This window comes from Geomonas propionica, assembly GCF_016458235.1.
Classification (GTDB): Bacteria; Desulfobacterota; Desulfuromonadia; order Geobacterales; family Geobacteraceae; genus Geomonas; species Geomonas propionica.
Genome location: NZ_JAEMHK010000028.1, coordinates 1 through 9,959, shown reverse-complemented (window position 1 = coordinate 9,959; position 9,959 = coordinate 1). Strand labels below are relative to the sequence as shown.

Annotated in this window: 7 protein-coding genes; 2 read left to right on the top strand and 5 right to left on the bottom strand. The window is 61.1% G+C overall.

Annotated features, from left to right (window positions below; genetic code table 11):
• Positions 1 to 3 precede the first annotated feature (3 nt).
• Complete coding sequence (locus tag JFN90_RS21930) at positions 4 to 1,335, bottom strand: radical SAM protein (protein WP_199397269.1); 1,332 nt, start codon at positions 1,333 to 1,335, stop codon at positions 4 to 6.
• Positions 1,336 to 1,616: 281 nt separating this feature from the next.
• On the opposite strand from JFN90_RS21930, the gene JFN90_RS21925 reads away from it, so the two are divergent.
• Positions 1,617 to 3,293, top strand: coding sequence for a B12-binding domain-containing radical SAM protein (locus JFN90_RS21925; RefSeq protein ID WP_199397268.1), 1,677 nt, complete (start codon positions 1,617 to 1,619; stop codon positions 3,291 to 3,293).
• A 175-nt stretch (positions 3,294 to 3,468) separates the two neighbouring features.
• The gene (locus tag JFN90_RS21920) at positions 3,469 to 3,711 is read left to right on the top strand and encodes a hypothetical protein (protein WP_199397267.1); all 243 of its coding nucleotides are present in this window, start codon (positions 3,469 to 3,471) and stop codon (positions 3,709 to 3,711) included.
• 5 nt (positions 3,712 to 3,716) lie between these two features.
• On the opposite strand, the gene JFN90_RS21915 is transcribed toward JFN90_RS21920, so the two are convergent.
• From JFN90_RS21915 to JFN90_RS21900, 4 genes are all read right to left on the bottom strand, one after another.
• Positions 3,717 to 5,171, bottom strand: a complete 1,455-nt coding sequence (locus JFN90_RS21915) for an aminoacyl-histidine dipeptidase (protein WP_199397266.1) — start codon at positions 5,169 to 5,171, stop codon at positions 3,717 to 3,719.
• Between the two features lie 83 nt (positions 5,172 to 5,254).
• A complete protein-coding gene (locus JFN90_RS21910; protein ID WP_199397265.1) occupies positions 5,255 to 6,061 on the bottom strand; it encodes a M48 family metallopeptidase in 807 nt (268 codons plus the stop codon).
• A gap of 41 nt (positions 6,062 to 6,102) precedes the next feature.
• Positions 6,103 to 7,752: a DUF3943 domain-containing protein gene (locus JFN90_RS21905; RefSeq protein WP_199397264.1), complete on the bottom strand. Its 1,650-nt coding sequence runs from the start codon at positions 7,750 to 7,752 to the stop codon at positions 6,103 to 6,105.
• Between the two features lie 224 nt (positions 7,753 to 7,976).
• Positions 7,977 to 9,668 carry a methyl-accepting chemotaxis protein gene (locus tag JFN90_RS21900; RefSeq protein WP_199397263.1) on the bottom strand — a complete coding sequence of 564 codons (1,692 nt, stop codon included), beginning with the start codon at positions 9,666 to 9,668 and terminating at the stop codon, positions 7,977 to 7,979.
• Positions 9,669 to 9,959: the final 291 nt, after the last annotated feature.

Sequence of the window (9,959 nt, the reverse complement as noted above, 5' to 3'; positions counted from 1 at the left end):
TCGCTAAGTACCTGAAATAGGCCACCCCTTCTCGAACCCCTCCGGATAGAAGCGCTCCTTGGTGCGGTTGAAGTAGCCGTACTGGATCTTCGGGAATGCCTTCTTCACCTCCTGCAGCAGCCGATACATGCCGATGCCGCGCGTCCGCACCCCCATCCGCTCGTTGTAGAAGGCGGGATCTATGGAGAGGTTGCGCATCTGCAGCATGTCCACCCCGGTCTTTTCGATGAACTTCAAAAGCGCTTCGACCTCGGCGGGGCTGTCGGTCACGCCCGGGGAGACCAGGTAGTTGATCATGGTGAACAGCCCCTTCTGCTTGGCGGCCTGGACCGATTCGACCACGTCGGCGAAGCGGTACCCTTTGGGGCGGTAGTAGCTGTTGTAGAACCCTTCCTGCACCGAGTTCATGGAGAAGCGCATCGAGTCCATGCCGGCGTCGCAGAGCATGCGCACCCGGTCGGGGATGGAGCCGTTGGAGTTGAAGTTGACCGTGCCGCGCGAGGTCCCCGCCTTGAGCCTTTTGGTCGCCTCCGCGATGGTGTCGGCCTGCATGATCGGGTCACCCTCGCATCCCTGCCCGTAGGAGACGATCGGCTCCGGCGCCTGCAACAGGTGCGGCAGCATCAGCTCTACGATCTCCTCCGGCGTCGGCACGAACGGGATGCGCTCGTGGTTGGACGGGCAGCAGTCGGAAGGCTGCAGGCTGATGCACCCCAGGCAGCGCGAGTTGCAGACCGGTGAGGTCGGGATGGGGGCCTCCCACCTGCGGAAGAAGAGGTTCTTGGCGGCGAAACAGTGGTAGTCGACGGCGCAGCGGGACAACTGCTCGATGAGCCGGTTCTTGGGGAACTCGGCCAGCATCTTGCGCACCAGCGGATCGAGTTTCCTGTCGTCGTAGTTCTTGGGGAGCCAGTTCTCGTTGTCGTCCACGCGGGTGGCGGCGACCACGAAGCATTCCTTCTCCTCGTCCCACCCCACCGCGGTATATGACCACAGCGGGAGATGCACCTTCTTCTTGCTGTAGTCGCAGGCGGGGAGCAGGGTACGCATGTATCCCGGGGCCATGAAAGCAGACACCGCCTGGATCTTCATGCTGCGCCGTCCATCCCGGACCTGGCTCAGGGTGATGAAGCTCCCCTGCTCCTCGTCCCAGGCGATGGGAGGCGTGTCAGGTATGGTGAACAGGCGGCTGTCGTCGGGCAGCGGGATCAGCTCCACCGACTCCGGCAGTACCGCCTCATCGGCGCTCATGCCCGCCATGGTGAGGTAGGGGTGGTCGTAGATGTTGCCCTGGCTGTCGGCGTAGAGCAGTTTCGGCAGTTTCTTCGTTTTCATGTCTATCCTGTGGAAACCGTTAGCCACGGAGAACTTCTGAGAAAATCTGAGAACTGCAAAGCCGTGTTAGAAACGAGAGCAAAGGCTTTCGATTAACAAAGCCTTCCGTTTTGTGCCTTTCTCAGAAGTCCTCGGATTTTCTCCGTGGCCAATGGTTTTGGGTTTTGTTTCGGCAGCCGCTTACAGTAACAAAAAACGATGGCGCGGGCAAGGGATGCGTCCCGGCGGCCCGCCACCATTTTTCTGGCAACGCCTCCGCTAATCGGCTACAATCCCCGCCCATGAAGATCCTGCTCACCACCCTGCACGCCAAGTACGTCCACGCCTCGCTGGCACTCCCCTATCTCGCCTCGGCCTGTGCCACCCTGCCGGACCTCGATTTGAGCATCCTGGAGCTCACGATCAACGAGCTGCCGGACCAGCTGCTGGCGAAGCTCTACGCGGAGCGGGCGGATGTGGTCATGTTTTCCTGTTACATCTGGAACACGGAGCTGACACTGAAACTGGCTTCGGATCTGAAGCAGCTGGCCCCCAACACCTTCATCGTCCTCGGCGGCCCGGAAGTATCCTTCGGCTCCTTCGACATGATGGTGCGCAACGGCGCCATTGACTGCATCGTGCGCGGCGAAGGGGAAGAGAGCTGCCGGGAGTTGCTGGAAGCTTTGAGCCAGGGGGTGCCGCCGGCAGAGATCGCCGCTATCACCTATCGTGAGGGGGAGGAGATCATCGCCAACCCGGAGCGTGCGGCGCTCGCCGACCTGGACCGCATCCCGTCGCCATTCGCCGCCGGGCTGGTCGATCTCAAAAAACCGCTGGTGTACTACGAGACCTCGCGCGGCTGTCCCTTCTCCTGCGCCTTCTGCATGTCCTCCATCGAGAGCGGCGTCCGCTCCTTTTCCACGGCGAGGATCAAGGCGGATCTCCTTTTGCTTATGGAGGCCGGGGTGCAGACAGTGAAGCTCGCCGACCGCACCTTCAACTACGACGCGAGGCGTGCCAACGAGATCTGGCGTTTCATCCTGGACCACAACCGCGGCAGCAAGTTTCATTTCGAGATAGCGGCGGAACTTTTGACCGAGGAGAACCTGGCCCTGCTGGCGCAGGTACCGCCCGGGGCGTTCCGTTTCGAGATAGGGGTTCAGTCGGGGGGAGAGGAGACGCTGGCCAAGGTGGAGCGAAAATCGAGTCTCGACAAGCTCTACGCCAACGTGGAGCGGCTCAAGGCGGCAACGGCGGTCACCGTGCATCTCGACTTGGTGGCGGGGCTCCCGGGTGAATCTCTGCCGGGTTTTCTCGCCTCGGTGCAGGGGCTCTTCGCGCTCGACGCGGACCACATCCAGGTCGAACCGCTCAAGGTCTTGAAGGGGACAGCGATGCGTGGCATCGCGCGCAAGGAAGGGTACGCGTACGCGGAAGCCGCCCCCTATAAAATCCTGCGCACCCCGTGGCTCAGCTTCGAAGAGATCCGCCGCATCGAGGGGATCAGCCGCCTCCTCGACCTGGTTTACAACAGCGGCAGGTTCGCCACGACGCTGCAGGTGTTCGCCGCCGAGCGACCGCTGTCGCAGCTTTTCGACCAGGCCGCCCAATTCTTCGACGCCGCCGGACTCTTCTCCGGCAACCTTTCCCTCGCCTCGCTGTTCGAGGCACTCTGGCGCTTTGCTGCCGAGGGGAGGGACGGCGAGGCACAGGAGCGCCTGCGCGACGCCCTCTGCTTCGACCTTTGCCTGATCGGCTACCCGAGCGGCAATCTCCCCAGTTTCTTCTCACGTGCGACTGAACCGGGCGAACCGGCCATCCCCTTGCGCCTGGAGTCCAAACCGGGCGAGCGGGTGCGCTATTACCGTCGCACCTTCGCCAGGGATTACCGCTGCACCCCATGGGGGGAAGAACCCGCGGCGGTCACGTTCATCTACCGCTCCGCCCCCGGCGCGGGACTCCAGGTCCAGGTCCTGTAGCCCGCCTCACGCCGGTTTCCCCCTAGCCTCTCCGGAGACTCTCCACAGACTCTTCGCAGGCTCGCCGCGTCCTCACGGCGTCCCCACCGCAATCCTTCCCCTTGCAGTCCCGGCACCGCAGGCGATACTTGCGCCTTAACCTATTCTCATCAATCTATGCCTCAGCGGAGAGACCATGGAATACTTCACGGTTTGCTGCCAGCGCAGGGGAAGTGTTTCGGTGGACGGGATCTACCAGGGAGAGAACAAGGACGGCGAAACGCCCCGGGTGTTCCGGTGCTGTGCCGGCCTGCACGACATCTCCCTGCAGTGCCGCGTGGGGCAAGCCTGCAAGGAGATGACGCAGCGGGTAACCATCTGCGGGACCAACGCCATCGTCCCCCTCGTGGTCCGTTTCTTCTGCGACCTGCACGAGTAGCGGCTCTACTGTGCGGCCTTCAGGATTTCCAGCACGAATCTCCAGTACCTGGCCACGCTCTCGATGTAGACCCTTTCATCCGGCGAGTGCACCTTTTCCATGTTCGGCCCGAAAGAGATCATGTCCATGCCGGGGATGCGCTCCCCGATAATCCCGCACTCGAGCCCCGCGTGGATCGCCTTCACCTCCGGTTCCTTCTGGTACAGATCGCGGTAGCACCTTTGCGCCAGCTTAAGCAGGGGCGAATCGATGTTGGGTTGCCACCCGGGATAACCGTCGCTCCCCTCGACCGCCGCCCCTCCCAGTTCCAGGATCGCCTGCACCGTCTCGACCACCTCGGACAGCCGCGAGGCACTGGAGCTGCGCTGGCTGGTGATGAGGACCAGTTCGTCCTTTTCCGTGTGGATCACGGACACGTTGGTGGAAGTCTCGACCAGTCCGGCAATCTCGGCGCTCATACGCTGCACTCCGCTCGGGAGGGCGGCGATGGTTTTCATGAGCTGCCGCTGCAGTTGCGGGACCAGCACCGATGCCGCCCCCGCCTCATCCGGCTCGAGGAGCAACCGGACGCCGGGATCGACCGTCGGCAACTCGGCCAGAAAGGTCGCACCGAGGTCCGTCACCATCGCTTGTGCCGTTGCCACCTGCTCCGGCGCGAGGAAGACGGCCGCGCCGCACTCTCTCGGAATGGCGTTTCTCATGTTGCCGCCGTCGATGGACGCCAGTTTCGCCCCCAGCCCTGTCAGCCGCAGGAGTGCCCTGTTCAGCAGCTTGATGGCGTTGCCGAGCCCCTTGTCTATCTCCAGCCCCGAGTGCCCCCCCTTAAGCCCCTTCACCGTGAGCCGCAGTGCCGCCCAGCCGGCAGGCGCCGCTTCCCGCACCAGCGGCCATCTCCCCACGGTGTCCTTGCCGCCGGCGCAACCGATATAGAGGGCGCCCTCCTCCTCGGAGTCGAGGTTCAGGAGGATTCGGCTCGACACGATCAACGGGGACAGGTTCTTCGCGCCGGCCAGGCCGGTCTCCTCCTCGACCGTGAACAGCAGTTCCAGCGGACCGTGTGCCACGGCTTGGTCCTCCATGATTGCGAGCGAGGTGGCCACGCCGATGCCGTTGTCGGCTCCCAGGGTGGTGCCGTTCGCCGTCAGTACCTCCCCCTCACGCAGCAGCTCGATGGGGTCGTTGAGAAAATCATGAACCTTGCCCGCGTTCTTCTCGCAGACCATGTCCAGGTGTGACTGCAGGCAGATGCTGCGCACCCGCTCCCTCCCCGGCGTCGCAGGCAGTTTGACCACGATGTTGCCGCGGTCATCCTTGACCCGCTCCAGGCCCAGTTGCCCGGCTCGCTCCAGGATGTGCTCACCCAGGCGTTCCTCGTGTCCCGAGGGCCTGGGAATCGCCGAAATTGCAGCAAAGCAGTTCCAAAAAACCTGTGGCTCCAAACCCCGAATCGCGTCAGTCATGTCCGCTCCTAACAAAAGAATTCCCCTGCAAGGTCTTGCAGGGGATCAGGTGGTCTTAGCTGCTGTTCTCTACATAAACCCGGCTAGAGGTGCTGGACCTTGGCCTTCACCCGGGCGAACTCGGGAGTCGAGTCGGGGAGCCAGTTCTTAGCCGGGAGTTGGGCTATTTCCTGCTGTATGTCCTTGATCCTGTCCACCGTCTCAGGGTGATCGGAAAAATACTTGGCGATCTTGCCGGGCTGCTGCTCCCCCGCGGCGTCGAGCTTCTTGAAAAAGCTGACCATCCCCTGCGGGTTGTAGCCAGCCTTGTACATGGTCTCCACGCCGAGATAGTCCGCCTGGCTTTCCATCTCGCGGCTGTAGTACATGCCGCCGGCCTTGCCGAACAGTTCCGCCGCGATCCTGGACAGGTCACCCCCCTGCCCTCCCAGCAGCAGGCTGGTGACCAGGCTGTAGCCGTATTGCTGCGTCATCTGCCGGGTAGAATGCCTGGCCACCACGTGGTTCATCTCGTGCGCCATGACCGCCGCCAGTTCCGTCTCGGTGGCCGCCGCCTTGATCAGCCCGGTGTTGACATAGGTGTGGCCTCCCGGGATGGCGAAGGCGTTGACGCTCTCATCCTTCACCACCTGGAAAGTGAATGGGAAATCCTGCTTGCGCACCCCGGTCAATAGCCTCCTCCCCACACCATCGATGTAGGCCTGCACCTCCGGGTCCCTCACCACTTGGTGCTGCTTCTCGATCTCCACGGCGAACTTGTCCCCCAGGTCCTTCTCCTCGGCAACCGAGACCAGGTTGAAGCCGCCGACCGAGGACTTGTTCACGGCGCAGCCGGATATGAGAGTAAGACTCAACAGGATCGACAGGAAAAATCTTTTCAGGTGCTTCATGAGGTACACCTCCAACCAGATGCTTATTCAAAGGGCAGGAACTAACGCTCGGCAGGTTCTCTCCATTCTACGGCTCCGAAGGCCCTGTCACTTACAAAGGTGTAGACCAGGCTTATGGTCCCTTCAGAGCGGTACTTCGTTGTGATATTAGCATAGTTCGTGTTCCTTATCGACTCGGAATATTGTAATCCGATGGCATGGCTGCCGTGGATTCTCACAGTCAGCGCAGCGTGTCCCCTGAAGACACTTTCCGACCCGTCATGATCAGGACCCACGCTGCTGACATAGTACCAGCGGCCGGTAAGGTCCACCATCGCTCTTTCCCCAAAGAGAAAGTTCGTCGCCAGCAACACCTGTGGAGTCACCCCGTAGTGGTACCCCCGCTCCTCGACCACATCTGATTCCAAGCCCGTGGCGCCGAAACCCACCCCCCCGAGCAGCGAGCCCTGAGCCGCCACGCCGGGACCGATCCAGTACTGTCCCGTGGTCCCCAGGGAGAGGGCGGTGCTGGAGACCCTGAAAACGTAGGGGGAGATGTAATCATAGCTGCCGTAGAGTCCCCAGATGCCCCGATAGTCACGGCCTATCTCGTATGATTTGCCTTTCAGCAGCCCCCTGATAGTGAGGGTGTCCACCAGGTTGTGCTGTCGGGCCCTGGTTGAAACCTCGAAGTTGAAGTAGTCCAAAGGGCGGTTGTAGCTGTAGCCGGGTTTCCCGGGGAGGCCGTACGCCATGGAAAACTCCACGATGCCGATACTGTCCTGGCTGGGCTCCTTCACCGGCGCGCTCGGGTTCTTCGAGTGCACGTCCAAGCTGAAGCCGGCCCGGCACAGCCATAACGTCGCCGGGCTGTGGTTCGGGAACACGGTATCAAACCGCTTGCCGAAGAGCAACCGGTTCACCGCAGTCGGTGGGGATATGGCCGCTGCCGCCAGCCGGTGCCCCAAGGGGGGATTGCCCCCCCCCTCTTCCAGGACCAGGTCGGCCATCCGGAACAGCGCCTCTCCCAACAGGGCACCCGCGTTACCGGTGGTAATGAGATCGTTGGTCGACGGGCGTGAGTTCTCGCCGGCCATTTCCCACAGGAAGCTTCCGGTATTGCTGTACACCAGTGATTGCCAGAAGTTGAGGCCTGCGGAACGGGCCAGGCCGTACATGGTGGCGCCTTCGTACGGGTGCCCGAACTGGTTCACCTTGAAGGTATCCTGGTCGAAGGTCCAGTCCTGGTGGCTCAACTGGTGCCAAAAGGTCGAGGGGTTGGTGGCATAGGTCCTCTTCCCCTCGTCGGTCTTTTTGTCATGCAGGGCCACCCTGTCGAAGGCGTTCAGAAGGACGATAAAGGCAGGAATTTCGAACGCGGGCACCAGGTAACTCTTCCCTTCACCGGTCTCCCAGGAAAGGATTCGTTGCGGTGCTGCGGGCGTGAACAACTGGGGGGCGGTGTCGGCCTGGGCGACGGCAAAGCCGGACCGGCTTCTCATGTTTTTCCAACTGTAGAGGGAGGCGCCCTCCAGCGTAATCAGCCTGCTCAACTCTTCTGGGACAGGCTCGGTGGAGGCTGGGCCGGCGCCTGGGCGAGTGGCGGCACCAGTGTCGGACATGGCCAACGACCGTCCCGGGGATGCCAGTACCAGGCACACCGTGGCCACCGCGAGCAGAAAGACAGGAGCAGATGTCGGTAAGGTTCTCATACCCCCTCCCATGACTTGGTGGCCAACGCCGAGCCTCAGTATTATCGAGCCCATGCGCTGCCGTAGCTGACGGGAAAGTGTCAGTAAAATTAACAGAATATAATCTATCTACCCTCCTTTCATTGTCAAGGTCGCGCCTGCCTTGCGGCCAGCGGCAGGCCGTGGAACAAAAAAAAGCCCCACCGGCGAAACCGGCAGGGCTGTAGGGTGAGGCGAGAGTGAGGCTACAACTTGCGGAAGGTCTCCATCTCCCGGTGCACGGCAACGATGAGCCCATTGATGGTTTCGATCTCGCCCAGCATCTTCTTGGCCTCCTGGGCGGTCCCCTGGATCAGGCGATCGACCTCGACCACGTCGTTGCGCAGCACGTCCCCTATGGCGATCTGCTCCATGCAGGTTTCCTTCAACGCCTTAACCTTGTCGTTGTCTTCCAGCACGCTCTGCATGTACAGCCGGTTGCCGCGTACCTGCTCCTCGGTGGAACTGGTTATTTTAGCTGAGAGAGAGCGCATACGCTCCAGGCTGCGGACGATAAGTTGAGCACCGGTCTCCTCTTCCTGGACGGCCCGGCTGAACTGTTTGACACGGGTCAGGTTCTTTTCCGCCTCCTCCGTAATCAGCCGGCTTCCGGAGGCCTGTTCATCGGTAGCTGCCGCGATTTGCTGCACCATGCGCGACGCCTCGGCGGCGCTATCCTCTATCCGGTGCAGCGCCTCGTCCGCCTTCTCGGACACGGTGACCCCTTCGGCGACCTTGTCCTTGCCAAGGCGGGCCGCAGTCTCGGCTGCTGCGGTTTCCTTCTGGATATTGGCGACCAGTTCCTCGATCTCTTCTGTGGAAGCGGACGTTCTTTTGGCCAGCGCGCGCACCTCTTCGGCAACCACCGCGAAGGCCTTGCCCCGCTCTCCCGCCTGGGCCGCGATAATGGACGCGTTGAGGGAAAGGAGGTTGGTCTGGGCCACCACCTCCTTGATGACATCGAGGAACTCCCCGACCCGCAGGGAATGCTGCGACAAGCGGTTGATGGCGTCGACCGAGCGGTCGCTGTGCTGTTCTATCGCGGTCATGGCTGCTATGGTTGCCGCCATGGCCTCCATCCCTTCCACGGCCTCGACGCGCACCCTTTCCGAGCAGTCGGAGGAGCGCCGGGCGTTGTCACGGATTTCACCGATGGAGGTGCCGATGGTAAGGATGGAGTTGTAGGTTTGTTCCGTCGAGGTGGTGAGGGCTTCGATGTTGGAGGCCGTCCCCTTGATGCTGACTGCCATCTCCTCGATGGAAGCCGAAGTCTCCATCACCGAGGCGGAATAATCCTGGATACTGAGGGCGATGGCGTCGGTGGCGGCGCTCATTTCCGTGGAGATGGAAGCACGCTGGTCGGTGCGCGCGGCGATGTCCTCGATCTCTTTCAGCAGGTCCCGGAAGAAGGCATTCATGTCATCGACGGCCCCGATTGTTTCCTGCTCCCTGGCCGCCTGCTTCTCGTGGTTGTGCACCGTCTGGCTGAATTCGTTGGTGAGCCGGCCGTGCCTGTTGGAGATGTCGGCGGCAAGCTTGGATACGTTTTCCACCATCACCAAAACCCGGTTCATCAAGGCTTCGTTGCACTCCATCAGTTGCTGCAGTTCATCGCCTGTGCCGGATACCGACACGGTGGAGGTTTCACCCGTGATCCGTCCCAGGATCTTCAGTTGTTGCTCGATGTAAAGCCGGAGCGCTTCCTTGATGATGTGGTAGCAGAAGGTGCCGACGATGAATCCGGCAGCCAGGCAGCCGAGCGCATAAAGAGGAGCGAAGGCCTTGGCTCCGAAGAAAATCCAGGAATAAAAGGGAAAGATAACCCCCATGAGCAGGCCGAAGCAAACCATGAAGATATACGTGCTGCGCAGAGAAGAGAGGTATTTCCTGAAAAACATAGGCACCCCATTGTCATATGAATATGCCAATAACTACATTAAAAATGCTGGAGTGTCAATGCAATAGGTATATCACCCTACTGATAGCACCATGACAGCACTTCATACAGTAAATGGAAAGGGATAAGAGGGTTTGGTGAGTGCACGACTGCATCCGGTAGAGTTGGAAGCGGCGTCATGTCATTAGGTTAGGACGCGAAAAAGCCCCGTCTGGAATCAGACGGGGCTTTTTCAATTAAATTCCCTGCGGCGACCTACTCTCCCACATCGTTACCAATGCAGTACCATCGG

What these genes read in the sequence shown, in the direction of transcription:
- JFN90_RS21905 (WP_199397264.1), bottom strand. Translation starts at nt 7,752, where the DNA reads ATGAGAACCTTACCGACATCTGCTCCTGTCTTTCTGCTCGCGGTGGCC.
- JFN90_RS21910 (WP_199397265.1), bottom strand. Translation starts at nt 6,061, where the DNA reads ATGAAGCACCTGAAAAGATTTTTCCTGTCGATCCTGTTGAGTCTTACT.
- JFN90_RS21925 (WP_199397268.1), top strand. Translation starts at nt 1,617, where the DNA reads ATGAAGATCCTGCTCACCACCCTGCACGCCAAGTACGTCCACGCCTCG.
- JFN90_RS21915 (WP_199397266.1), bottom strand. Translation starts at nt 5,171, where the DNA reads ATGACTGACGCGATTCGGGGTTTGGAGCCACAGGTTTTTTGGAACTGC.
- JFN90_RS21930 (WP_199397269.1), bottom strand. Translation starts at nt 1,335, where the DNA reads ATGAAAACGAAGAAACTGCCGAAACTGCTCTACGCCGACAGCCAGGGC.
- JFN90_RS21900 (WP_199397263.1), bottom strand. Translation starts at nt 9,668, where the DNA reads ATGTTTTTCAGGAAATACCTCTCTTCTCTGCGCAGCACGTATATCTTC.
- JFN90_RS21920 (WP_199397267.1), top strand. Translation starts at nt 3,469, where the DNA reads ATGGAATACTTCACGGTTTGCTGCCAGCGCAGGGGAAGTGTTTCGGTG.